The organism is Candidatus Chlorobium masyuteum (genome assembly GCF_011601315.1).
GTDB lineage: Bacteria > Bacteroidota > Chlorobiia > Chlorobiales > Chlorobiaceae > Chlorobium > Chlorobium masyuteum.
The window spans coordinates 1-23,820 of the sequence record NZ_JAAORA010000010.1; the positions used below are offsets into that span (position 1 = coordinate 1).

At 49.2% G+C, this 23,820-nt stretch carries 22 protein-coding genes; 20 read left to right on the forward strand and 2 right to left on the reverse strand.

The genetic code is table 11. The features are described from left to right. The first annotated feature begins 506 nt into the window (after nucleotides 1-506). From G9409_RS11410 to lepB, 9 genes are all read left to right on the forward strand, one after another. Nucleotides 507-617 carry an addiction module protein gene (locus G9409_RS11410; RefSeq protein WP_166808921.1) on the forward strand — a complete coding sequence of 37 codons (111 nt, stop codon included), beginning with the start codon at nucleotides 507-509 and terminating at the stop codon, nucleotides 615-617. A gap of 13 nt (nucleotides 618-630) precedes the next feature. Further along, on the forward strand, nucleotides 631-846 hold the full coding sequence (locus tag G9409_RS11415; RefSeq protein WP_208019728.1) for an addiction module protein: 216 nt from the start codon (nucleotides 631-633) through the stop codon (nucleotides 844-846). A 494-nt stretch (nucleotides 847-1,340) separates the two neighbouring features. After that, the gene (locus tag G9409_RS11420) at nucleotides 1,341-2,105 is read left to right on the forward strand and encodes a hypothetical protein (RefSeq protein WP_166808883.1); all 765 of its coding nucleotides are present in this window, start codon (nucleotides 1,341-1,343) and stop codon (nucleotides 2,103-2,105) included. Nucleotides 2,106-2,244: 139 nt separating this feature from the next. Further along, complete coding sequence (locus tag G9409_RS11425; RefSeq protein WP_166808884.1) at nucleotides 2,245-3,120, forward strand: bacteriophage abortive infection AbiH family protein; 876 nt, start codon at nucleotides 2,245-2,247, stop codon at nucleotides 3,118-3,120. 166 nt (nucleotides 3,121-3,286) lie between these two features. Beyond that, entirely contained in the window at nucleotides 3,287-3,505 is a 219-nt protein-coding gene (locus G9409_RS11430; RefSeq protein ID WP_166808885.1) for a BrnA antitoxin family protein, read from the forward strand. A gap of 78 nt (nucleotides 3,506-3,583) precedes the next feature. Beyond that, entirely contained in the window at nucleotides 3,584-3,712 is a 129-nt protein-coding gene (locus tag G9409_RS12135; RefSeq protein WP_268896871.1) for a hypothetical protein, read from the forward strand. Between the two features lie 8 nt (nucleotides 3,713-3,720). Beyond that, on the forward strand, nucleotides 3,721-4,005 hold the full coding sequence (locus tag G9409_RS11435) for a DUF2442 domain-containing protein (protein WP_166808886.1): 285 nt from the start codon (nucleotides 3,721-3,723) through the stop codon (nucleotides 4,003-4,005). Between the two features lie 528 nt (nucleotides 4,006-4,533). Then, nucleotides 4,534-6,351: a translation elongation factor 4 gene (gene lepA, locus G9409_RS11440; RefSeq protein WP_166808887.1), complete on the forward strand. Its 1,818-nt coding sequence runs from the start codon at nucleotides 4,534-4,536 to the stop codon at nucleotides 6,349-6,351. Nucleotides 6,352-6,485: 134 nt separating this feature from the next. Continuing rightward, complete coding sequence (gene lepB, locus G9409_RS11445; protein ID WP_166808888.1) at nucleotides 6,486-7,322, forward strand: signal peptidase I; 837 nt, start codon at nucleotides 6,486-6,488, stop codon at nucleotides 7,320-7,322. Between the two features lie 2 nt (nucleotides 7,323-7,324). On the opposite strand, the gene G9409_RS11450 is transcribed toward lepB, so the two are convergent. Beyond that, nucleotides 7,325-7,714: a hypothetical protein gene (locus tag G9409_RS11450; RefSeq protein WP_328700144.1), complete on the reverse strand. Its 390-nt coding sequence runs from the start codon at nucleotides 7,712-7,714 to the stop codon at nucleotides 7,325-7,327. A gap of 142 nt (nucleotides 7,715-7,856) precedes the next feature. On the opposite strand from G9409_RS11450, the gene trpE reads away from it, so the two are divergent. From trpE to tpiA, 5 genes are all read left to right on the forward strand, one after another. Beyond that, nucleotides 7,857-9,347 (forward strand): anthranilate synthase component I, encoded by a 1,491-nt coding sequence (gene trpE, locus G9409_RS11455; RefSeq protein WP_166808890.1) that lies wholly within the window; start codon nucleotides 7,857-7,859, stop codon nucleotides 9,345-9,347. A 26-nt stretch (nucleotides 9,348-9,373) separates the two neighbouring features. Continuing rightward, nucleotides 9,374-10,888: a DegQ family serine endoprotease gene (locus tag G9409_RS11460; protein ID WP_166808891.1), complete on the forward strand. Its 1,515-nt coding sequence runs from the start codon at nucleotides 9,374-9,376 to the stop codon at nucleotides 10,886-10,888. A 171-nt stretch (nucleotides 10,889-11,059) separates the two neighbouring features. Beyond that, complete coding sequence (gene greA, locus G9409_RS11465) at nucleotides 11,060-11,539, forward strand: transcription elongation factor GreA (protein ID WP_006366159.1); 480 nt, start codon at nucleotides 11,060-11,062, stop codon at nucleotides 11,537-11,539. Between the two features lie 24 nt (nucleotides 11,540-11,563). Next, on the forward strand, nucleotides 11,564-11,788 hold the full coding sequence (locus G9409_RS11470; RefSeq protein WP_166808892.1) for a hypothetical protein: 225 nt from the start codon (nucleotides 11,564-11,566) through the stop codon (nucleotides 11,786-11,788). A 10-nt stretch (nucleotides 11,789-11,798) separates the two neighbouring features. Next, the gene (tpiA, locus tag G9409_RS11475) at nucleotides 11,799-12,551 is read left to right on the forward strand and encodes a triose-phosphate isomerase (protein WP_166808893.1); all 753 of its coding nucleotides are present in this window, start codon (nucleotides 11,799-11,801) and stop codon (nucleotides 12,549-12,551) included. Nucleotides 12,552-12,611: 60 nt separating this feature from the next. Here the strand turns inward: tpiA and thiC are convergent, their stop codons facing one another. After that, nucleotides 12,612-14,246, reverse strand: a complete 1,635-nt coding sequence (gene thiC, locus G9409_RS11480; RefSeq protein ID WP_407926800.1) for a phosphomethylpyrimidine synthase ThiC — start codon at nucleotides 14,244-14,246, stop codon at nucleotides 12,612-12,614. Nucleotides 14,247-14,693: 447 nt separating this feature from the next. On the opposite strand from thiC, the gene G9409_RS11485 reads away from it, so the two are divergent. From G9409_RS11485 to recD2, 6 genes are all read left to right on the forward strand, one after another. Next, a complete protein-coding gene (locus G9409_RS11485) occupies nucleotides 14,694-16,310 on the forward strand; it encodes a tetratricopeptide repeat protein (protein ID WP_166808895.1) in 1,617 nt (538 codons plus the stop codon). A gap of 182 nt (nucleotides 16,311-16,492) precedes the next feature. Next, nucleotides 16,493-17,413, forward strand: coding sequence for an aliphatic sulfonate ABC transporter substrate-binding protein (locus tag G9409_RS11490; protein ID WP_235923343.1), 921 nt, complete (start codon nucleotides 16,493-16,495; stop codon nucleotides 17,411-17,413). Between the two features lie 53 nt (nucleotides 17,414-17,466). Next, on the forward strand, nucleotides 17,467-18,342 hold the full coding sequence (locus tag G9409_RS11495; protein ID WP_166808896.1) for a PstS family phosphate ABC transporter substrate-binding protein: 876 nt from the start codon (nucleotides 17,467-17,469) through the stop codon (nucleotides 18,340-18,342). Between the two features lie 129 nt (nucleotides 18,343-18,471). Beyond that, nucleotides 18,472-20,076, forward strand: coding sequence for a tetratricopeptide repeat protein (locus G9409_RS11500; protein ID WP_166808897.1), 1,605 nt, complete (start codon nucleotides 18,472-18,474; stop codon nucleotides 20,074-20,076). Between the two features lie 214 nt (nucleotides 20,077-20,290). Continuing rightward, nucleotides 20,291-21,262 (forward strand): aliphatic sulfonate ABC transporter substrate-binding protein, encoded by a 972-nt coding sequence (locus G9409_RS11505; RefSeq protein WP_166808924.1) that lies wholly within the window; start codon nucleotides 20,291-20,293, stop codon nucleotides 21,260-21,262. Between the two features lie 200 nt (nucleotides 21,263-21,462). Next, nucleotides 21,463-23,676, forward strand: a complete 2,214-nt coding sequence (gene recD2, locus G9409_RS11510; protein WP_166808898.1) for an SF1B family DNA helicase RecD2 — start codon at nucleotides 21,463-21,465, stop codon at nucleotides 23,674-23,676. The last annotated feature ends 144 nt before the right edge of the window (nucleotides 23,677-23,820 follow it).

Sequence of the window (23,820 nt, forward strand, 5' to 3'; positions counted from 1 at the left end):
AAAAGTTTGTGCATTGGAATAAGGGATATGTTCCGAAAGGCTGGATAATGGGAGCCGGATGAGCTGAGAGGTTCACGTCCGGTTCTGCAAGAGGCTGGAGGTGAAACTCCTCCGGCCTACTCACCCTGAATCCTCCCCCCCTGAATCCTCCCCCGAATCTGACTTTGCACATCTACCCTGACTCAATCCCCATAGCACGACCATTCCTGTAGAATCACATAACCGCCAGCTCCGCCGATACGTCGGTCTGATCTCGTTCACTGAGAGTTAAAATACGCCATCAACCGTGGAATACTCCGGATTCCTGCGTACATTATCATCATACCAAATTATCCCCAGCAGGAAGGCCATTCAGCAATATTTTGGAGAAGCACATGAAAGCTAAACTGACCAAAGAAGAGATGTTGATACTGGATAGCTTTGAAAAAGGTGAATGGGTTCCTGTTCACTAATAGCCGAGAAACACGTCATCAGCCGGGAATGCGGCCAGTTATGCAGAACTTACACTGCCGGAATGGCAAAAAGAGGAGCTGAACAGGCGGTATAAAGAATACCAACAAGGGAACCTTGAGCTTCATGATTGGAAAAGTGTCCATGAAGTGCTGCGCGGAAAATAAAAGGAGAAACATTATGGCGTCTGTAGACGAACTGGCAATGAAAGCCATTGATCTTGATCCGAAGGAACGAATCCTGTTAGTTGAGGCTATTCTGTACAGCCTCGATAAGCCCGACCCTGAAATTGAGAAAAGCTGGATAGCCGAATCAGAGGCTCGGTATGATGCTTTCAAGCGAGGTGAGCTTCAGGCTGAAGAGTGGGATGAAATCAGAAAAAGGTACGAACATTGAAAGCCCGGTTCATAGCTCCAGCTTCTCTTGAACTGGACGAGGCTGTGAACTACTACGAGAATCAGTTGCCGGGTTTGGGGTATCGTTTTTTCAAGGAAACATCGGCTTCCATAGAGCGAATATTGTTTATGCCCTGGGCATGGCCGAAAGCAGGTGAACGAACAAGACGATGCATGTTGAAAGGTTTTCCCTATGCCCTGTTATACGTTCAAGAGCAGAAGGAAATTCTTGTCACGGCAGTTGCTCATCTTCACAGGGATCCCAAGCACTACCGTGATCGAATCGAATAGCTTGCCAATATGATACATAGCGCCAGGAACAAAAAAAGGTGCTGCCCGTCAAGCTTATCTTGTTTTTGTTGAGGATCAAAGTATGATCGGCAGACAACCGGTACCGGTTGGTGGAGGTCTGGTTCGTTCCGTCTTGTACAGAAAGAAGATTTCTGCTTTTCCTGAAATAGGCAGATCAGTCTAAACATTGTTCGCCCATAATACATGACTCACCTTAAGCTAAGTTTATCCGAAAATGCGATTTCCTTCGCTGAGGACGCTCTATCCAATGCTATCGTTGCTGAGGAGACTCCTAAGCGATGGAAGTTTGCTGTCCTTGGCCTTGTTCAGGCCATTGAGTTGAGTCTAAAGGAGTTATTGAGCCACCAGCATCCATTCCTAATCTACAAGGATGTGGACAAGCCTAATAACACGGTTGGAATTGAACTGGCAGCATCGCGCCTGCGGACGATTGTAAATATTCAGCTTACATCGGACGAATCAGCAGCATTGAAGACTGCCGTCAACATCCGCAACTGTATAGTTCATCACCAAGTGGATGCTGCCATCGCTAATATGAAATTGAATTTCGCGCGTCTGTTGGGCTTTCTGAATGACTTTCATCGAAAGCATTTGGGTGAAGCCTTGCAGGATCAGATTGATGATGAGTTATGGCGCGCTGGAGTGAAGATCCAAGATTATGGAGTTGAGCTTTTCCGTCGGGCGGCGGAACGAATGAAAGAAGATGGGATTAACGAAAACGTAACGATTGCTTGCCCCAACTGCGGATGGAAGGCATTGACACCTTACGAGCCCCATGCTGAAACATGCTACGTGTGTGGGCATATAGAATCGCTCGCGGTCTGTGACCGTTGCCAGAACATCATGCTCTCGGGCGAAGAACACGAGCACAGCAACAAAGTCTGTTGCTGTGACTGCCTTTGCTATATCACAGATGATTATTGGTATGAACAATCAGTCGGAAAATGAACAAGGCGAACAATCCGTTCCAGCGCACCCACACCACGAAGCACCTTAGCGTTTTCGGGTTTTGTGGGTTAGTACGGGGCGCTAATCGTGGGGATTACGCGTCTGTTCTCACGGTGAATTAATTCATGGATTATAACAAGTGACCACTCTATATATTATCGGTAACGGATTTGACTTATATCACGGATTACCAACTAGTTATAGCGAATTCTATGCTTTCGCAAAGAAAGATCTGAATGAACTCGAAGAAACTTTCTATCTGAAATTGGATGAAATAGAACCGTGGGGTGGTTTCGAGAACAAGCTCGGCGAATATGACTGGCAGCTCGTGTATGACGTTCACAATGACATTGATGTGATGGATGATTCATTTAGGCCGAGCATGGCATTTGGATTAGAGGATGAATTAACTGAGGTGACGGACAATCTTGTCTCAAAGATCGAGGAACAGTTTCATTTTTGGATTGATTCTATCGATGTCAAGGGAGCTAGTAGGAGGTTAAATCTTGATTCAAATGGGATTTACCTCTCATTTAACTATACGCCTACTCTTCAGTGCGTGTACGGTATAAGTGACAACCAGATAAATCACATTCATGGTAGTGTTTCTGGGAGTGAAAGGCTGGTTTACGGTCACACCGAAACCATGGCGGAGACTCCAGAGTTAGAAGAAAACGGTGATAGTAATAGGACTATGTTCACTGACGCTGAGAACGCTGCCAAGTACCCATTTCATGCATTTAGAAAACCGGTAGAACAGATTATCGCGAATAACGAACATTGGTGTTTGGAGTTAAAGGGGCGCATTGACCGCGTTGTTGTCATCGGTCATTCACTGAACATTGATCTTCCATACTTTAAGAAAATTAATGATGTTGTCTCTGGTGTTCCATGGATAGTTAGCTACCATACAGAGGACGAGCAGAAGAAACACATGTTAACGCTAAGGTCCATTGGTTTAGAGATGGGTGGTATAACACAGTGTCAGCATGATGATCTTTCCAAGCATATATGAAATATGCAGAACAATGGTTTTGCAGAGGTACGAGCGGAAGCCTGATTTCGCTTAATGCGCTATTTTAGCAAATATTTTTGTTTTCTGGTCAGTTATCCCGATGCGACGCCAGCCCACGACAAAGAGTTAACTTCAAAAGCGAAACCAAATTTTACAGGGGTAACTGATGAAAGAAGAATATGATCTCTCAACAATGCAGCGTAAAAAAAATCCGTACGCGGCAAAATTGAAAAAGCCTGTAACGATCCGGCTTGGTGAAGATGTTGTTGACTACTTCAAGTCACTTTCTGATGAAATGGGCCTCCCTTACCAGTCATTGATAAATCTCTACCTGAGAGATTGTGTATCAACACACAGAAAGCCGAATTTCAATTGGAGTGAGTGAGCGTACCTTCTGACATAGCGCTAAACTAAACCACTCACTGACGGGTTAACGCCATGTTAGGCATAAATACAGGAGAACATGCGAAATGCCAATCATATCAATGTTTTACGGAATCATTATCCGTTTGAATTACATCGTGATGAATTAATGGCTGATTGGACGTTAGCGGTTAATGGAGAAGAACCATATAAAATTACACCACTTTGAGGTCTGGTATGTTTTGGGATATAAAAGCTGTCAAACCGTTATCTGATTATCGCATTTATGTGGAAATTGAAGATGGTCGTCAGGGTGTTTTTGATATGAAGCCTTACCTTGATCGCGGTGTCTTCAGCGAACTCAGAGATGTGCATTATTTCAATCAGGTCGGTATTCTTTTTGGTGCTGTTACCTGGCCGCACGAACAGGATATTGCGCCAGAAACGATAATTGACGAGATGGTGCCGGTTGAAACCATGCCTGACAATGTGCTGCCAACGGCAAGCGTGAAGCTGCATTGAACTCTACGCATTGCATGAGTTGTTGCTGATGTGGAACATCAGCATGCAACCCGAAACATCACAGCAACACCATCACCCAATAACCACAACCTTACCCCGCTCCCGATCATCCGCCGGAGGAACCTTACACCAGCATAAGCAAACATCACCGAGGAAAACAGGGAAGTGGTAACGGGCTTCTGCGTTGCTACCAATGTTGCGCTCCTCCGGAGCTATAAATGGTCATGATTGGTTTGATGTTTAAGCCCCGGAGGGGCGAAATATAGGTAGGTGAAGAGATTTTGGATTTTGAATTCTTGATTAAGCCCTGTAGGGGCGCAATATTGGTAACCCCCGACGCAATCGGGGTTGGGATAGGATTTTGATCCCGATTCCGACGCAGTCGGGAGATCAACGAAGCAATCGAATCGCAGAATAAATTTATAGTGGTGCCAGTCAGAGCTTCTGTGACGACTCCGGGTCGGCACAATCGTATTAATTGCTTATATTCTCACCTTGAAATTTTTACCAGAATAAAACGCTCGTTCTATGGCTCTGCCCAGTACAGAAGTTAACCGTATCAGGAACTTCTGCATTATCGCTCATATTGATCACGGAAAATCCACACTGGCCGATCGCCTGCTGGAGATAACGAATACCCTCGACCGTACCCAGATGGCCTCCGCTCAGGTTCTTGATGACATGGATCTTGAGCGGGAGCGTGGTATTACCATAAAAAGCCATGCCATCCAGATGAAGTACAAGGCCAAGGATGGTATTGAGTACACTCTGAACCTTATCGACACGCCGGGGCATGTCGATTTCAGCTATGAGGTGTCCCGCTCTCTTGCGGCCTGTGAAGGCGCTCTGCTTGTGGTTGATGCCACACAGGGTGTTGAGGCGCAGACCATTGCCAATCTCTATCTTGCCATAGATGCCGGGCTCGACATTATTCCGGTCATCAATAAAATAGATCTTCCCTCTTCCGATGTTGAGGGTGTTGCCCGTCAGGTTATCGATCTGATCGGTGTCAATCGTGAAGATATCATTCCGGTCTCGGCCAAGGCCGGTATCGGGGTTGATGTACTTATTGAAGCTATTGTCAAACGGGTTCCGGCTCCGGCCGACAACAATCATCTCCCGCTCAGGGCGCTGATCTTTGACTCGGTTTTTGATGCCTACCGGGGGGCGGTGATCTATCTGCGTATTGTTGAGGGCTCTCTTAGAAAGGGGGACAGGGTCAAGTTTTTTGCCAACGACAAGCTTTTTCTTGCTGACGAAATCGGCACCATGAGCATGAAGCGGCAGCCGAAAAACATTCTTGAGTCCGGGGATGTCGGCTATCTCATCTGCTCCATCAAGGATGTGAAGGATGCCAAGGTCGGCGATACGGTCACCCTTGCCGACAATCCGGCAAAAGAGCGTCTTGCGGGCTACAAGGATGTCAAACCGATGGTCTTCAGCGGCCTCTATCCGATTAACTCCAATGAGTTTGAGGACTTGCGCGAGTCACTTGAAAAGCTCGCCCTGAACGATGCCTCGCTGGTCTATACTCCTGAAACATCCGTTGCGCTCGGTTTCGGTTTCCGATGCGGCTTTCTCGGCCTGCTCCACATGGAGATCATTCAGGAGCGCCTTGAGCGTGAGTACGGCGTCAATATCATTACCACGGTCCCTAATGTGGAGTACCGGGTTATGCTGACCAACTCGGAGATGGTTATTGTTGACAATCCATCCAAGATGCCGGAGCCCGGACGGATAAGTCTGGTGGAAGAGCCCTATGTCAGCATGCAGATCATTACGCTTGCCGACTATATCGGCAACATCATGAAGCTCGGCATGGAGCGGCGCGGAGAGTACAAAAACACCGATTACCTTGACACCCTGAGGGTGATCATGCACTTCGAGTTTCCGCTTGCCGAGATCGTCTTTGATTTTCATGACCGGCTTAAATCTATTTCCAAAGGCTACGCCTCGATGGATTACGAGTATATCGGATATCGTGAGTCCGAACTGGTCAAGCTCGACGTGCTTCTGAACGGCGATACGGTTGACGCGCTCTCGATTGTTGTGCATCGCTCGAAAGCGTACGACTGGGGCAAAAAGCTCTGTATAAAGCTGAAAGCGATTATTCCAAAGCAGATGTATGAAGTTGCCATCCAGGCCGCTATCGGCAGCAAGGTGATATCGCGTGAAACCATCTCGGCCATGCGCAAAAACGTGCTGGCCAAATGTTATGGCGGTGATATCAGCCGGAAACGCAAGCTGCTTGAAAAGCAGAAAGAGGGCAAGAAGCGCATGAAGCAGGTTGGAAGGGTAGAGGTGCCGCAGGAAGCGTTCCTGGCACTGTTGAACATCGACGAATAGAGGGGGTTCCGCTCACGACGATTTTTAAAGGTGCACGGATAATTTAAGAAGAGAAAGCGCAGGATTCTGCAAGAGAGAACGTCAGAAAAAAGAGAGTCCTTCCGAATGGGGGGCTTTTACAACCAAAACATGATATGGCACTGAGTAACCAACAGGGCAAACCGGAAAAAAAACATTCACAGGAGTGGTTTGAAGCGCTGATTATTGCGGCAATATTCGCGACCGTTCTCCGTATTTTCGTCGTTGAATCCTATCGTATTCCGACCGGATCGATGGAGAATACGCTGCTTGCCGGTGATTTTCTTTTTGTCAACAAATATGTTTACGGGCCGAAAATACCGTTTACCGATATCCGCCTGCCGGGTGTTGACGAGGTCAAACGCGGAGATGTTATTGTCTTTAAATATCCCAAAGACCGTTCAATGAACTATATCAAGCGGTGTGTTGCCATCAGCGGAGATACCCTTGAGATTCATAACCGGCAGCTTTCCGTCAATAAAAAGCCGGTAGCACTTCCGCCGGAAGGACAGTTCCTCTCTTCCGTTATACCTGCTGGTATTGGTGATGAGATGATCTTTCCCCAGTTTTCAAATTACAACAAGGATAACTACGGCCCGATACGGGTTCCCCGAAAAGGAGATGTCATCAAGTTGAATGCCCAAACCTGGCCGCTTTACGCAGATCTTGTTGCCGATGAAGGTCACGATGTGAGTCTTCAGGGGAGGCTGGTTTTTATTGACGGCGCACCGGCTACTGAATACAGGGTTCAGTCCAACTACTATTTTGCGATGGGCGACAATCGTGACAACAGTCTTGACAGCCGTTTCTGGGGGTTTCTGCCTGAAAAGGATCTTGTGGGTGAAGCGCTGATTGTCTACTGGTCCTGGAATCCGGATCTCTCAATATTGACCAACCCGGTTGGCAAACTCGCGTCGATTCGCTGGCAGCGCTCAGGGATGCTGATTCATTGAACTCAATGCGCTCCGGCAAGAATTTTTTCACAGACCTGCTCTGTTGATGCCTGGAGCGCACATTGGCTGAAGAGAATGTTTTGAAGATCGGGAGAGTTGATCTTCATGGATTTGATGGTGATTTTATCACCGGAACCACTTTTTGCACCGTCAACCGGAACCGTTGAAGTCAGCTCAATCTGATTGAGGGTGACCGAGTCGAAAATCAAACCGGCTTTGAGCGATTCGACCTTGATATGGCGTGCATTACCGGTTGCCCGGTTGAAGGAGAGAGCAAGATCCTTTGTATAATACTTGTTCAGAAAGATGTTGGTAGAGAGATAAAGCAGCAGATACGCCATCGGAAACAGGATGCCGGGGGAGAGCATCAATGCTTTTAGCCAGTTAATCACGAAAGTTTTGTGGGGTAATCGGGGCTTCATGACTGCTCTGCCTTGCAAGCGGTTTCCAGGGTATGTTTCGTTTACCTGTTACGATACAAAATATTTCTCTTTATTGTGCTTTAACAAATAACCAATTTCGCAACACATAGTTATGCAAGCAGATCAACGGCATGCGCCCTATCTTCTCAAGCCGCTCTTCAAGGAGGTCCATGCCGACACAGAGACGCCGGTATCAGTCTATATTAAACTGCAGCGCCCCTTTTCCTGTCTGCTCGAATCGGTTGAGGGTGAGGAGCTTCTTGCCCGTTTCTCCTATATAGCCATTGACCCAGTAGCTATTCTCAAAGGCTCTGTTGATGGCGAAAGCAGCATTGAAATTCTTGATGAAAAATTCAGTGACCTCCGCCGGATAGCTGCAGAGGAGACCGATCTGCGCCGGAAGATTGACGTCACCCTTGCTGCATTTGACACTGAAGAGATACCTCGGAAGAAGAACGGTGCTCCCCAGATGATCACCTCGGGTGTGTTCGGTTATTTCGGTTATGATGCCATGCACCTTGTTGAACGGATACCTTCGCCTGAACTTGCCGATCCGGCAGGACTACCCGATATTTTTCTCCTTTTCTGTGATACGCTGGTGGTTTTTGATAACATCATGCGCAAGGTCTTTATCGTTTCCAACTACCTTGACGAGACCGACAAACCGTCTGCACTCAAGAAAATAGAGCTTATTGCCGAACAGATGTTTCGTCCGCTGCAGCGTGAAGAGATTGCTTTCAGGCCTGAACATCCGGAGCCGGTTATTTCAAATACTGAGCGTGAAGAGTATCTTGGAAAAGTAGCCATTGCAAAGGAGTATATTTTGGCGGGGGATATTTTTCAGGTACAGGTGTCGCAGCGACTACGCCGTCATCTCAATACCCGTCCCTTTGATGTCTACAGGATGCTGAGAACGATCAATCCCTCGCCCTATCTCTACTACTTTAATATGAAGGAGTTCGAGATTGTCGGCTCATCACCTGAACTTCTCGTCAGGGTTGAGCGTGACAGCAGGGGACGGCGTATGGTTGATACCCGTCCGATAGCCGGAACAAGGCACAGGGGAAACAGTTTCGAAGAGGATGAGCGTATTGCCCTTGAGCTGCTGGCCGATGAAAAAGAGCGGGCCGAGCATCTCATGCTTATTGATCTGAGCCGGAACGATATCGGCCGTATAGCCAAAACCGGTACCGTTGAGACCAATGAGATGATGGTGGTTGAGAAATATTCCCATGTGATGCATATTGTCAGTAATGTCCGGGGTGAGCTTCGTGATGATCTGGGTACCATGGATGCTTTCTGGTCCTGTTTTCCTGCGGGTACACTTACCGGAGCACCCAAGGTTCGTGCCATGGAGATCATCTACGAACTTGAAAAAGAGAAGCGCGGGTTATACGGCGGTGCTGTGGGATTTCTTGATTTCAAGGGTAATCTCACGACGGCTATTGCAATCCGTACTATGGTAGTTGCCGATAACACCATCTATTTTCAGGCAGCCGGTGGTATTGTTGCCGATTCAAAACCTGAATCGGAATATGAAGAGACGATGAACAAGATGAAAGCAGGGCTTACAGCCGTTGAAAATATTGAGGTATTTGAGTAACGATCAATACATTTTAAAGAGAACCGATGAGAAAGAAAAACACATTCATGAAATACCTGCTGCTGGTTTTTGCAGGTACGGTTGTTGGTGCGCTTGTTTTTTCCAATGTTGAGTTCAATGTTGCACTCAACGGCAGCAGCTTCTCCAACAGCCCGAGGTTTGCTTCGGCAAAAAACAGTATCGAGAGCTATCCGATTCAGTCGCTGCAAAGTTTCAATGAAGCGTTTGTGCAGATCGCAGAGTCGGCGACCCCTTCGGTCGTTACGATTTTCACGGAAAAGACCGTAAACCAGCAGATGGTTTCGCCATTCAGTTTTTTCGGCACTCCATTCGACGACTTTTTCGGAATGCCGAAGCGCGGTTTGCCGAATGGCCGAAAAGAGGTTCAGCGAGGTCTCGGCTCGGGAGTTATTGTTACCGATGACGGGTATATCCTTACCAATAATCATGTTATTGATGGTGCTGATGTCGTCTATATACGCACCTTCGACAACCGCAAGATTGCCGCGAAAGTTATCGGCAAGGACCCCAAAACCGACCTGGCGGTGATCAAGGTCAACGCAAAAGGGTTCAAGCCGATTCTGATCGGTGACAGTGACAAGCTCCGTGTCGGAGAGTGGGTTATTGCCATCGGAAGTCCTCTTGGGGAGAATCTTGCCAGAACCGTCACCCAGGGAATTGTCAGTGCCAAGGGCAGGGCCAATGTCGGCCTTGCAGATTACGAGGATTTCATCCAGACCGATGCGGCTATCAATCCGGGTAATTCCGGAGGTGCGCTGGTCAATATCAACGGTGATCTGGTCGGTATCAATACGGCGATTGCGAGCCGGACCGGAGGATTTGAAGGTATCGGTTTTGCCGTCCCCTCCAATATGGCCAAAGCTGTTCTGATTTCGCTTATTAACTCGGGAAAGGTCACAAGGGGATATCTTGGAATAACAATCCAGGATATTGATGAAAATCTTGCCAAAGCCATGAACCTGAAGATGGGTGAAGGAGTGCTGGTAGGAACGGTGGTTGATGGCAGCCCTGCGGCAAAAAGCGGTGTAAGGACGGGAGATGTCATTCTTGATTTCAATACGATAAAGGTGAAAAGCAGTGTTGAACTCCGCAATGCCATCGCCAGAGAGACTCCCGGTACCATCGTGAAGATGAGGGTGCAGAGAGAGGGCAGTGTCAGACTTGTTTCGCTTCGTCTTGAAGCGCAGCCGTCAAAGGAGGTTGCTTCGGCAACTCCGGCAGAGCGGGAAAAGGTAACGGCGGCACTTGGTTTCAACGCTGAGGAGCTTACTGCCGCACTGGCAGAGCGGCTGAACCTGAAGCAGGGAGCGGGCAGGGTGATTATTACCGCCATCGATCCCTCGTCCAATGCCTATACATCCGGATTGCGCAGTGGAGATATCATACTCTCGGTCAATCGTCAGAGTGTGAGCTCATTCAGCCAGTACAGTGCGATTGTCAAAAATATCAAAGCCGGTAATATGCTTTTTCTGCTCGTTGAACGAGGAGGGAACCGGATCTATTTTGCGTTTAATGTGTAAAGTTGTTTTGCCTGAAGGATTAAGAGTTGTACATTGTACAGAAGTAAAGTCAGCAGCCGCGTAGCTGACTTTACTTTTTTTTGTTTGCCTGATGTTCCATTTGCCCCGTGCATCGAGTTTATGTCTATATGAGGTTGTTTTCCATTATTATCAACAAAAACAGCACAAGAGATGAGTGACAGAATTTACCTGACAAGAGATGGTTATAACCGGCTGAAAGAGGAACTCTATGTGCTGGTTCATGAAACCAGAAGGGAAGTTCTGGAAAAAATTGCGGAAGCAAGAGCACATGGTGATTTGAGTGAAAATGCGGAGTATGATGCTGCAAGAGAGGAGCAGTCACATACCGAAGCACGTATTGCCGATCTTGAAAACAAGCTTGCTTCAGCCACCATTCTTGATCCCAAACTGATCAAGACGGACAAGGTTTACATTTTGACCTCCGTCAAGCTGCGCAACCTTGATGATGAGAAGGAGATTATTGAATATACACTGGTCTCTTCCGAAGAGGCTGATACCGATCTGGGGAAAATTTCTGTACGTTCTCCTGTTGGCAGGGCGCTCATCGGAAAAGCCGTCGGTGAAAAAGTTGAGATCATGGTGCCAAAAGGGAAACTGCATTATGAGATCCTTGAAATTTTCGTTAAATAAAGTCCAACCTAAACCAGCTATCCCATGGGGAAACGTCAAGTAATCTATCGGCAGGAGCGCATCGGCGGCAATCAGGAGCTGCTGAATCGTGAAGTCAATCTGGTGACCAAAGAGGCAAGAGTGTGGCACGGTAATGTTATTGCTGTCGGCAGCAACGATGTCGAACTCAAGGATGCCCGTTCAGGAAAACACCGTTTCAATGTTGATCAGATTGACCGGATATATTGTGATATAAAAACGAATTATTAATCTGCATCTTATGCGTCAGAAAATTGTTGTCGGCAACTGGAAAATGAACAATACCATTGCCGAATCGGCAGCACTTGCCTCAGAGCTTGTTGCCGCGCTTGGCAAAGATTTTTCAGGCTGCGAAGTCGGTATTGCTCCGACCTATGTTGCCCTGCAGGAAGCCGGAAAGATTATAGCGGGCTCTGCTGTTCAGCTTGTTGCCCAGAACTGTCATTTTGAAAATGACGGTGCATTTACCGGAGAGGTATCGACCGGAATGTTGAAGGCTGTCGGCTGTTCATACGTTATTATCGGTCACTCGGAGCGTCGCCAGTTTTTCGGCGAAACCAATGCTACGGTGAATCTCAGAATCAAAAAGGCACTTGCCGAAGGCTTGAAGGTTATTCTTTGCGTAGGGGAGACCCTTGCGGAGCGTGAATCAGAAGTTACTTCGAAAGTGGTCACCTCACAGGTTACCGAAGGCCTGGCAGGAATCAGCGATATCAGTACTATCGTTATTGCCTATGAGCCGGTATGGGCGATCGGAACCGGAAAAACTGCATCCTCCGCACAGGCAGAAGAGGTGCATCTGCTTATCCGCAATACCATTACCAAACTCTATGGTGATGCTGCAGCAGGCAAGCTTCGCATTCAGTACGGCGGAAGCGTCAAGCCTTCAAATGCCGCAGAACTCTTTGCCATGCCGAATATTGATGGCGGGCTCATTGGCGGAGCAAGCCTCAATGCAGCAGATTTTGCCGCAATCATCAAGGCTGCATCGTAAGCGTAATCGAAGTTCAATACAATAAAAAAGGCGCTCATTGTGGCGCCTTTTTTATTCTCTTCACTCCTGCGCGGTTGCCTCTTTTGACTTTTTCATGGAGCAGAAGTCGGGGCCGCACATGGTGCAGAAATCGGGGTTTTTATCGGTTCTTCCGCTTGCGGCCATGCTTGAGCGGTGCGATTCACGTGTTTTTTCCGGGTCGAGAGAGAGGTTGAACTGATCTTCCCATGCAAATGCATACCGGGCCCTGCTCATCAGCTCGTCACGAAGCCAGGCAACGGGGCTCCCTTTGGCCAGATCAGCCGCATGGGCGGCAACTTTATGGGCAATGACCCCTTCGCGCACATCGTTGCGGTCCGGCAGTCCGAGATGCTCTTTGGGAGTGACATAGCAGAGCATGGAGCAGCCGAAACTTGCTATCAGTGTTCCACCGATAGCTGAGTTGATATGGTCATATCCGGCGGCAATATCGGTTACCAGCGGCCCGAGCGTATAGAACGGGGCCTCATGGCAGTATTCGAGCTGCTTCTGCATATTCTCCTCTATCATATCCAGCGGCACATGCCCCGGACCCTCAATCATAACCTGTACATCGAACTTCCATGCCACTTTGGTCAGTTCACCGAGCACTTTCAGCTCTCCGAACTGAGCCTCATCGTTGGCATCGAGTATGGATCCCGGACGAAGGGCGTCACCAAGCGACACGGCAATATCGTATGCCTGCAGAATCCGGCAGATCTCCTCAAAGCGGGTGTAGAGAAAGTTCTCCTGTTTGTTGGCCTTGCACCATTTCGCCATGATCGAGCCCCCCCTTGAAACAATGCCGGTAAGGCGCTTTTCGGCAAAGGGGAGGTGTTCCTGCAGGATTCCGGCATGAATGGTAAAATAGTCTACACCCTGCTCGGCCTGCTCAATGAGGGTGTCGCGGTATATCTCCCAGGTAAGATCTTCTGCCTTCCCCCCTACTTTTTCAAGTGCCTGATAGATGGGTACCGTGCCGATCGGAACAGGCGAGTTTCTCAGAATCCACTGGCGGGTCTGATGGATATTGGCTCCCGTACTGAGATCCATCACCGTATCGGCGCCCCAGCGGCATGACCATACCGCTTTTTCAACCTCTTCGCCTATTGAAGAGCCGAGCGCCGAGTTGCCGATGTTGGAGTTGATCTTGACCCGGAAGTTCCGGCCGATAATCATCGGTTCAAGCTCGGGATGATTGATGTTTGCCGGAATGATCGCCCGACCTGCCGCAATCTCCCGGCGGACAAATTCCGGAGTTACCGGTATATGCTTTTTACTTCCCCTCGAAAATCCTGAAATCCACTGCTCCAGATTCTGGTTCTCCCTTATTGCGACATACTCCATCTCCGGGGTGATGACGCCGCTTCGGGCAAAGAACATCTGGGTGATCCCGCCTCCATCGAGGGCTTTGCGGGCTCTTCTTGCTGAAGCTGTTGCAGTGTTGGACTCTACACTTTTTCCCTCCCAGAAGTTCCATCCATCGCGAATCGGGGGAAGTCCCTTTTCCGGATCAATCACAAACGAAGGATCAGACCAGGGGCCACTGGTGTCATAAAGCGGGAGTGAGGAGAACTCCATACCCCCGCATGAATAGGTTCTGCTCAGTTTGAGCGTTCTCATTCCTACTTCAACAGGATGAAGCGTACCAGTGACAAAGGTTTTTTTCGATTGCATTCCGTTAATGTGCAGATCCGGGCAGCATGCGTTCTCAGTAGCGTGGGTCATAGTTGAAGGGTTAAGCGGCAAGGCATAGCAGAAAAAAGATCCAGCACCCCCAGGATGAGTATCTAACGGCACAATAGTTAAATCCATCATATTTTACAAATCATGCAAAAGGCATCATCCGGTGATCGCTTTTTGACGATAACTTTATAAGGCAAAGCTGATTAATTGAAAAAATCCGCATTTATTTACGTAAATTTTTTCAGGGGATATGATTGCGACACCGATAATAGTACCCCGGATGGGGTTCTCAGGCGGTTTGTCGAATACGCAAGAACACATACGGGAGAGACGAAACGGAGTCAAAACGGCTTTATGCCTTACGATTGATCGTGCGGAGTCCGTTAGACGTGAACATTCTTGGTGGTATTTTATCCAGGTAGTACAGAAACATACTACATGAAAGAAAGCGCAAAACCGCACTCTCTTTTACGGGCAGCTCCCAGGGCCATACGCGCTCTGTGTGATCGTGCAGGCCTGACAAATGGCTATTGCCGGCGTCGCTGTGGTTCATTCCTCTCTGTTGCGCTTGTTATGGCACCCATATATCACGCTGCCCGAGCCAAAACCGCGGATGAGGTTTTCCGGGAGGTTTCCGGAAGCGTGGTCGTGATTCATAACTTTGATAACAAAGGCAAGATCCAGAGCCTCGGCAGCGGTATTCTCCTGCCATCCGGTCAGGTGGCGACCAATTATCATGTTATTGAAAAAGCCGGAAAGCTGACGGTCAGCCTCCAGGGCCGGGAGTATCCGGCCACTCCCGGTTACATCGACCGGTTTCGGGATGTATGCTCTCTTGTGGTATCCGGCATGCAGGGTTCACAACTCCTCATGGGTGATACGAATTTGCTGAAGGTTGGATCAAAAGTCTATGCGATAGGCTCACCGCAGGGGCTGGAGCTGACCTTCTCTGACGGCATAATTTCCGCCTTGCGCGATGTTGACAAGGGCCACTATATCCAGACCACAGCACCGATATCCCAGGGCTCAAGCGGGGGTGGGCTGTTTGATGAACATGCCCGTCTGATCGGTTTGCCTACCTATTTTTTCAATCAGGGTCAGCAGTTGAATTTCGCCCTGCCGGTTGAGTGGGTACTCGATTTGCGCAACCGGCATGCATTGCTGTCCAAAGCCGGTTCGGTCGACAGCGAATGGGTGTTCAGGGTGATAGCCCTGGAGGAGAAACAGGACTGGAGTGGTATGATCCAGTTATGCCTGAACTGGTCAAAACAGATCCCGTCAAGTGCTGAAGCCTGGGGTTATCTCGGGTTTGCCTATCTCCAGAAAGGAGAGCTTGCCCTGGCCATTGATGCCTATCAGAGGGCAATACAGATCCGTCCGGAATATGCACACTACTGGGCTGATCTTGGCGTTGCCTACAGCCGTGAGGGGCAGAAAACCAGACAGATAGAAGCCTATCGACAGGCAGTCAGGATCAATGCCAACTATGCCCTGGGCTGGATCAATCTTGGTATCGCCTATTACCAGAATGGTGATCTGGAGAAGGCTATAGATGCCTATGAGCATGCGGTGCGAATTAATCCGGCAGATGCCTCTTCCTGGTTCAATATGGGAATTACCTGTCGTGATGCCGGTCAGTTCTTCAAAGCTGTTGAGTCGTTCAGGCATACGGTGCATCTCACACCCGGTAATGCACAATATTGGTTAAATCTGGGTGAGGTCTACGGGTTGGCTGACCGGCGAGCCGAACAGATCGAGGCGTATAATCAGGCTCTTCGTATCAAGCCGGACTATGATGATGCACTGGTCAGCCTTGGAGTCGCCTATGGAATTGCAGGCAGGGAAACTGAAGAGCGGGGTGCCTATCTGAAAGCACTGCACATTAACCCGGAACACAATACAGCGCTCTTCAATCTTGGTCAGGATTATCTGGAGCACAGCGAGCGGGAGCCGGCTCGGGAGGTCTATTCCCATCTGAAGCGGGTAAATCCGGAACTTGCTCAAATGTTCTTCAAAAACTATAATACTTTGCTGTTTCCTAAAACAGCAAAGTAGAGCTTCATCCGGCAGTCGATAAAGGCTTTCAGGGCGTTACGGTTTTTTTGAAGAGACAGCCTGAATGATTTTGCAGGCTATAAACAGTAACTCAGGTGAGAAACAACGTGATGAAAATTCGGGTCCGAATACTCTCCAAACATATAGTCAGAGTTTTTTGTTTGATTTGCCTGCATCTGGTAATGCCTGTTACCTCCGATCTTGGGGCTTCACCACTGCCGGCCGAGCTGAGGATTGATTACGCTGATTATAACCAGTTGAGCCTGGTATTGAAAAAATTAGGCTGGCTGGAGAAGGAGTTTGAAGCTGACAAGCTGCCGGTTCGCTGGGTGTTCAGTGGTGGCAGTAATCTTGCACTGAAGAATCTGCGAGACAATAGTGTTGATTTCGGCTCCTCTTCAGGATTAAGTGCCGTATGGAGCAAAGCCAATGGAAACCCGCTCAGGACGGTCTACATGTTTTCACGTTCGGAGTGGGCAATGCTGCTTGTCCCCCGTGATTCCCGCATCAACTCGGTACCCGATTTAAAGGGTGAAAAAATTGCTGCAACTCCGGGTACCGATCCTTTTTTTTTCCTCTTGCGGGCATTGCATGAAGCGGGTTTACAGAAGAGCGATGTGGTCATTGTTCCCCTGCAGCACGTTAAGGGGGGTATTGCACTCAACAGAGAGCAGGTTGATGCATGGGCAGGTTGCGATCCCTATTGCGCTTCAAGCCAGTTAGAGAAGGGAAACCGGGTGATATACCGTAATCCGCGTTTCAACAGCTACGGCTTTTTGAATACATCCGAGCGCTTTGCAGCCAGCTATCCCGAAGTGGTGTCGCGTGTTGTCAAGGTATATGAGATGGTGCGCAGGTGGGCAATCCGCCATCCTGATGAGCTTGAGTTGATTTATGCTGATGAATCAAGGATATCGTTACCGGTAGCTCAACTGGTGATGAGCAGGGTTGACATGTCGAAATCCATAACGGGGATCTCTGAACTCAAGAGCCTGAAGGATGCGGCCCATGTTTTATCGGATGCAAATCTTGTCAAAAAAGAGACAGATATGAACAAGGTGATCGATGAACTGGTTGATCCCGGTTTTATACCGGGCAAGTGATCTGTTTTTTTGTGCAGGCAGTTTTGCAATGCTCATGATATCTCCACACGATCATGGCCGGAATGAATAGCTCTATCAAGAAAATACTTTCTGGTGCTGCTCTATGCTGCATGCTCTTTGCAGCTTTTATTGATGCAGCCAATGCAGCAGATGGAGTTCTCCCCACCCCTTCAGGCCTGATTGCTGAAAATAAAATTATCACAGACGGAGCGCCACTGGCCGGTGTTATTGCAAATATTTTTGCGCTTGATTTTCTCAAAAGTGATGGCATCGATGTGCGGGTCAATGAGACTGATGCGGCACGCGGCATGTACAGCCTTATCTATAAAACCTGTGACATCGCCAACACGACAAGAAGGATTCACCCTGATGAGCTGGCTGAGGCAGGAAAACGCGGGATCAATCCGGTTGAACACCTTATTGCACAGGATGCCATCGCCATTGTTGTTCATCCGGCTAATCCCCTTAAGGGCCTGACTGTCGATCAAATCCGCAAGATCTATGACGGGACCTACAGTAACTGGAAACAGGTTGGCGGGCTGAATCGTCCCATCGTGCGACTTCAGCTTGATCGCGCAAGCGGAACCCAGGAAACCTTCTCGGAACTGGTTATGAAAAAGCGTCCGGTAACCCGGAGAACCGTAACACTGTTAAGTATTCGCTGGGTCAAAAGTTATATCACCACAACACCCGACGCCATCGGATTTATAGACCATGGTCTGGTTGACCGTTCAGTCAAGGCTCTTCTGGTCAATGGTATTGAGCAGTCAGCACAGCACATAACGGACCATACCTATCCGCTCGGGCTTAATCTCTATATGTACACAAACGGCCAACCTGTCGGAGTTCTCAAGAGGTTCGTTGAATATGCAAAAACAGCTCTGGGTCGCGAGTCGCTGAGAGCGCACGGATTTATTCCCGGTGATTGAGCGTCGGAAGGGAGTCGGTGCTCAAAAACGGTTTTGGCGCCATACCGATAAGACAAAAATGATGGATATGTATAAAAAAGTATCAATGACGGTCTCCTCCGGGCTCTGCGGGGTAATGATATCCGTCTGATGAAAAAGAGCGACAAACCTGACGCACTGCGGGTTGATTCCCGTGCAATGATGTTTTCAGGAGCCGGTATACTCCGTTATGCTCTCCGCCGCTGTTGTGTATTGCTCTCTGTTGTTTCTGTTTTGGCCCTGCAACCGCTTCCGGCACTGGCAAAAACCGCGGCCGAGGTGTTTCGGGAAGTTTCGCCAAGTGTTGTCGTGGTTCATGCCTATGACAATAACGGCAGGCTTCAGAGTATGGGTAGCGGCATTGTTCTCTCTTCCGGACAGGTGGTGACCAATTATCATGTCATTGAAAAAGCAGCGCGGCTGATGGTTATCTATCAGGGTCGGGAGTATACGGCCAAAGCCGGCTATACCGATCGCTTCAGGGATGTATGCTCGCTTGTGGTTTCCGGACTACAGGGTTCGCAAATCACCTTTGGAAATACAAGTCAGCTCAGGGTAGGGGAGAAGGTCTATGCGATAGGCTCTCCGCAGGGATTGGAACTGACCTTTTCCGACGGCATTATCTCGGGCTTGCGTGCTGTTGATAAAGGCTACTATATCCAGACAACGGCGCCGATTTCACTCGGTTCAAGCGGGGGTGGACTTTTTGATGAACATGCCCGCTTGATAGGCATCGCAACCTATTTTTTTAAACAGGGTCAGCAGTTGAATTTTGCACTGCCCGTTGAGTGGATAATCGATCTGCCAAGCAGGCATGTTGTTCAGACTAAAGTCAATGCCGGTGATATCGATAAAATCAATCAGGTCAACGCGTTTGAGGAAAAACAGGATTGGGCAGGTATGATTCAGTTCTGCCTGCAGTGGACAAAACAGATGCCGGCAAGCAGTGACGCCTGGGGATATTTAGGATTTGCCTATCTGCAGAAAGGAGAGTTAACATTGGCAATCGAGGCGTATCAGGCGGCTGTCCGTCTTCGTCCTGATTATGCACACTACTGGGCTGATCTTGGGGTTGCCTACGGCCGGGAGGGTCAGTATGAAAGAATGATAGCGGCTTACCGGCAGGCAGTAAGGAACAATAATGAATATGCTCTCGCGTGGATCAATCTTGGAATTGCCTATATACAGAATGGAAGCTACTTGCAGGCCGTCGAGGCATATCAGCAGGTGGTGAGGATCACACCCGGTGATGCCTCTTCCTGGTATAACATGGGTAGTGCCTACAGCGAAGCAGGGCATTACCCGGAAGCTGTCGAGGCTTACCGGCATGCGGTGCTGCTCTCTCCAGGCAATATCCAGTATTTGATTAATCTGGGAAGGGCTTACGGAATGGCCGGTCAGAAGAACAAACAGTTTGAAGCCTACAGAGAGGCTCTTCAGATCAAACCGGATTATGCTGATGCATGGGTTTTCCTGGCTATCGCCAATGGTGAGGCTGGTCATGAAATTGATATGCGGGAGGCATACCAGAGGGCTCTTCTCATCAATCCTGATCACAATACAGCACTCTTCAACCTTGGCAAGGATTATCTGGAACAAGGCAATCAAAAGAAAGGCATGGAGTTATACTCCCGCCTGAAGAGGCTCAATCCCGAACTTTCTCAGCTCTTCTACAACAGTTTTTACAAGCTTATGTTTCCGAAAAAAGCCGGTTAAAAAGTAGTTGTGCAGTGGCGGATAACCCGGTCGTTATCTGCCGGTTGTTGAAGATAGACCTGCGAGGTGCAATTGTTTCCGGTCAGGTTCGGTTGTAGGGGGAACATGGATATAGAGCAAAGATCTTTTGACGGGTCAATCATAAAAAAGGATAAAGCAGATGAATGCCGGAATAAGAGGAACACACAGACTCGTCTGTCGAATTATTACCTGTATGAGCCTGCTTTGTGCCTGTCAGGTTTCACCGGAGCTTTCGGCTGCTGAACTGCCGTCCGCAGTGCGGGTTGATTATGCCGACTATAATCCGCTCAGTTATGTCGTGAAAAAATTCGGATGGCTGGATAAGGAGTTTCAGGCTGACGATATTTCTGTGCGTTGGGTTTATAGCGGGGGAAGCAACAATGCACTGGAACACTTGAACAGCGGAAAAATTGATTTTGCATCCGCAGCCGGACTGGCTTCAGTGTTGAGCAGGGCGAACGGTAAACCGATCAGGGCGGTCTACGTTTTTTCTCATCCGGAGTGGATCTCCCTTGTTGTCACCCGTGATTCGCCCATCACCTCTGTTTCGGATCTGAAGGGGAAGAGAGTAGCGGCAACCCCGGACACCGATCCCTATTTTTTTCTGCTGCGTGCACTCGCCGAGGCCGGTTTGCATAAGAGCGATGTTACTCTTGTTCCTCTGCAGCATCAGGAGGGGCGGGCAGCGCTTGAACACTTTGAGGTTGACGCCTGGGCCGGAGGTGATCCCTACAGTGCTTCAAGCCAACTGGAGAGCGGTTCCCGTGTGATATACCGGAACATGGCATTCAACAGCAACGGGTTTTTGAACATAACGGAATCATTTGCAGCTCGCTATCCCGATGTGGTGTTACGAGTTATCAAGATCTATGAACGGGTTCGCAGGTGGGCGATCCGCCACCCTGATGAACTTGCGCTGATTTATGCAGATGAAGCCGGACTCTCTTTGCAGGTTGCAAGAGTGATACTGAGCAGGGTGGATTTTTCGCGACCGGTTCCTGGTCCGGATGATATTAACCGATTGAAGAGTGCAGTGCCGTTGCTTGTGCATGAAGAGCTGGTCGAAAAAGGAACCGGGATGAACAGCGTTGTTGACGAGCTGGTCGATTCCAGTTTTGCATCAAAGCAGGTGAGAGCATGTTGCGGAAAGCAAATGAAGCAATAAGGGCGCTCAATTTTTCGGATTGATTCGACACAAAAGATGCACAAAAAGCGCTGTTACAATTGCCCGGGAATACGGTCGTAGTGGCATGCACTATAACCATCTGTCGAAACTCTTTTTCCCGGACGCAATAAGCGGTATATTCTTCCCGGTACTCCGCTCTTTTGTCGAGCGCGAACCTTATCACCTAACCCTGCCGTTTCATGAGTGAGAGCAATTCCGCCAACACCGGTGAGGAACGGTTGAGCGGTGTGGTTGAAAAGGTGAGTTTTTTTAGCCCGGCATCAGGATTTGCAGTGCTTCGGCTTCTTGTCCATGGTCAGCGTGAAGCGGTGACGGTTGTAGGGGTTGTGGCTTCAGTGACAACGGGGCAGCATGTTGAGGCGTTCGGTCTCTGGCAGAATGATAAAACGTGGGGTATGCAGTTCAAGGCAAGCCGTCTTGCGGTCATTCCCCCCGATACCCTTGAAGGGGTCGGCAAATATCTTGCCTCCGGTATGGTAAAGGGGATTGGTCCCCATTTTGCCAAAGTGCTCATCCAGGCCTACGGCATGGATGTTTTTACGGTTATCGAGACTCACCCTGAACGACTGCTTGAACTGCCGGGTATCGGCAGAAAGCGTCTGGAGCAGGTTGTTGCAGCCTGGTCCGAGCAGAAGGCTGTCCGGGAGATCATGGTGTTTTTGCAGTCTCACGGAGTAGGTACGGCCCGTGCGGTCAAAATCTACAGAACCTATGGTGAAGAGGCGATCTCGGTGGTCTCTTCCAATCCCTACAGGCTTACCCTTGATATTCAGGGGATTGGATTCAAAACAGCTGATCAGATTGCCCGAAACATCGGTATCGCTTCAGATTCTCCCCTGAGGGCGCGGGCAGGAGTTGCTTATGTTCTTCAGGAGCTCTCATTGGAGGGCCATTGCCGGGTTCCCGAACCGATGCTGCTTGAAGCGGCCAAACGTCTTCTCTCTATTCCGGTTCAGGTGCTTGAGCATGCCATAACTGAAGAGCTCTCCATCGGTACTCTTGTTGCCGTTGGTAATGCGGGTGAGAGGAGTTTTTACCTTGAAGCACTTTTTCGAGCAGAGAGCCGGGTTGCTGACAGTATTCACCGGATTCTCAAGGGGAAACTTCCCTGGGGAACGCTGGAGCCGCTGAAATCCATTCTTGCAGCCGAAGAACACTCCGGGATTGAACTTTCAGACTCCCAGCGCAGCGCTGTGGCACTTGCCCTTACCAGCAAGCTGATTGTCATCACCGGCGGTCCCGGTGTTGGTAAAACCACCATTATTAATACGATCCTGTCAATACTCGGCAGCGGAGCATTGAAATTCGTTCTTTGCGCTCCTACAGGAAGAGCGGCCAAACGGCTTTCCGAAGCGACCGGCCGGGAAGCCAGAACCATTCACCGCATCCTTGAGTTTGATCCCCATGCAGGCGACTTTAAGCGTACTTTCGGTAATCCGCTGCAGGCTGATGTGGTCATTGTCGATGAAGCTTCCATGATCGACGTTGTGCTGATGAGCAAGCTGCTGGCAGCCATTCCGGATCATGCAGCGCTCATGCTTGCCGGAGATGTTGACCAGCTTCCCCCGGTCGGACCGGGATTCGTGCTTTCAGACATGATCAGTTGCGGAGCACTTCCTGTGGTAAGGCTTACCGAGATATTCCGTCAGGCACAGAGCTCCATGATCATTGTCAATGCTCACCGTATCAACAGAGGGGAACCGGTTCTGCCGACATTCAGGGCTGGTGCGTCCGTTGTGGCTGAACTTTCCGATTTCTACGTTGTTCCGGCCCTGAGCACCGAAGATATTAATCGTCGTCTGCTGCAGGTGATCATTGAGCGCATTCCCCTGCGCTTCAATCTTGATCCCATGAAAGATATTCAGGTGCTGACTCCAATGAACCGGGGCTCTCTTGGAACGAAGGCGCTGAATACCCTTCTTCAGGAAGCCCTGAATCCTCACCCCTCCGGAAAAATCGTGCGTTTCGGTACCACCTATGCAGCAGGCGACAAGGTGATCCAGATGGTCAACAACTATGACAAGGAGGTCTTCAACGGCGATATCGGAGTTGTTTATACCGTAAACGAGGAGGATGATTCGCTCTGTGTCCGCTATGACGGAAGGGATGTGCCTTACGAATTTGGAGAACTTGACGAAATTGCACTGGCCTATGCCATCACCATTCATAAAAGTCAGGGGTCGGAGTATCCGGCAGTGGTGATACCGCTCTCCATGCAGCACTTTTCGCTGCTGGAACGCAACCTTATCTATACGGCGGTCACCAGGGCAAGGAAGCTGGTCATGATTATCGGTGAGCCGAGGGCGCTTGCCATGGCCATCGGCAACAAGCGCTCTTCCGAGCGCTTGACCGGATTGACAGCCATGATTTCAGAGAGGATGGGGGGCGGTTGATTCTGGATTTTGAATGTTGAATTTTGGATTGGCAAAGGAAGTCTTGTGGCCACGAAATAGACGAAATTGCACGAAAGGAAGAGGTGAAGGGATCTCTATCTTTGTTCGGGATGACACCTCCGGGACTGTCATCCCGAACGTCAG